The 1,799-nt window shown below is 64.8% G+C and carries 1 pseudogene; it reads left to right on the plus strand.

The features are described from left to right. Positions 1-1,782: pseudogene (locus tag I5M_RS07535) on the plus strand (DNA gyrase subunit B); the annotation flags it as partial. Between the last annotated feature and the right edge of the window lie 17 nt (positions 1,783-1,799).

A 1,799-nucleotide genomic window follows, 5' to 3' on the forward strand; every position in this document is an offset into this window, starting at 1 on the left:
ACGCATATCGAATACGACTTCGCCACGCTGGAACACCGGCTGCGCGAACTCGCCTTCCTCAACTCCGGCGTCTACATCGTGCTGTCCGACATGCGTCACGCAGTCGAGAAGCGCGAGGAGATGCGCTACGAGGGCGGCGTCACCGAATTCGTCAAGTATCTCGATCGCAACAAGAAGCCGATCGTCGACACGCCGATCGTGATGATGGCCGACCTGAACGGCATCACGGTCGAAGCCGCGCTGTGGTGGAACGATACGTATCATGAGAACGTGCTGTGCTTCACCAACAACATCCCGCAGCGCGACGGTGGCACGCATTTGGCGGGCTTCCGCGCGGCGCTGACGCGCCAGCTCACCGGCTATGCCGACAACAACGCCAAGAAGGAAAAGGTCGCGCTGACCGGCGACGATTGCCGCGAAGGCCTGACCGCGGTGTTGTCGGTGAAAGTGCCGGACCCGAAGTTTTCGTCGCAGACCAAGGACAAGCTGGTGTCCTCGGAGGTTCGGCCGGTGGTCGAGAACGTACTCAACGAGGCGCTCGCCGCCTGGTTCGAGGAACATCCGTCCGAAGCCAAGACCATCGTCGGCAAGGTGATCGAAGCCGCCGCCGCCCGCGAAGCCGCCCGCAAGGCGCGCGAACTGACGCGGCGCAAGGGCGCGCTCGACATCGCCTCGCTGCCCGGCAAGCTCGCCGACTGCCAGGAGCGCGATCCCGCCAAATCCGAACTGTTCATCGTCGAGGGTGACTCGGCCGGCGGCTCCGCCAAGCAGGGCCGCAACCGCGAATTCCAGGCCGTGCTGCCGCTGCGCGGCAAGATCCTGAACGTCGAACGCGCGCGCTTCGACAAGATGCTGAGTTCCGAGCAGATCGGGACGCTGATCACTGCGCTCGGCACCGGCATAGGGCGCGACGACTTCGATTTGTCGAAGCTGCGCTATCACAAGATCATCCTGATGACCGACGCCGACGTCGACGGCGCGCATATCCGCACGCTGCTGCTGACGTTCTTCTTCCGCCAGATGCCGTCGCTGATCGAGGGCGGCTATCTCTACATCGCGCAGCCGCCGCTCTACAAAGTGACGCGCGGCAAGTCCGAGCAGTATCTCAAGGACGACCGTGCGCTCGACGATTACCTGATCGCCACCGGTCTCGACGACTGCATCTTCCGCCTCGCGGGCGGCGAGGAGCGCTCCGGCCGCGACCTCTTGGCGCTGGTCGAGGACGCCCGCAATATCCGCTCGACGCTGCACAATCTGCACAGCCGCTACAACCGGACCGTGGTCGAGCAAGCCGCGATCGCCGGCGTGCTGAGCCCGCGGGTCACCGCGGATATCGAAACCGCCAATGCGGCCGCCGACTACATCGCCAAGCGGCTCGACGCGCTGGCCGACGAAGTCGAACGCGGCTGGATCGGCCGCTTCACCGAAGGCCAAGGCTTCACGTTCGAGCGCACCGTGCGCGGCGTCAAGGAAGCGGCGATGATCGACGATGCGCTGCTCGGTTCGGCCGACGCCCGCAAACTCGACGAATACGCGGTGGAGCTGCAGGACGTCTATGCCCGTCCCGGTACGCTGCGCCGCAAGGACAGCGACACGATCATCCACGGCCCGGTCGATCTGTTCGAAGCGGTGACCGAAGCCGGCCGCAAGGGCGTGGCACTGCAGCGCTACAAAGGCCTCGGCGAGATGAACCCCAACCAGCTCTGGGAAACCACGCTCGACACCAACGTGCGCTCGCTGCTGCAAGTCAGGGTCCGCGAAGTCGACGAAGCCGACGACATTTCACCAAGCTGATGGCG

It is taken from the genome of Rhodopseudomonas sp. B29 (assembly GCF_000333455.1).
GTDB lineage: Bacteria > Pseudomonadota > Alphaproteobacteria > Rhizobiales > Xanthobacteraceae > Rhodopseudomonas.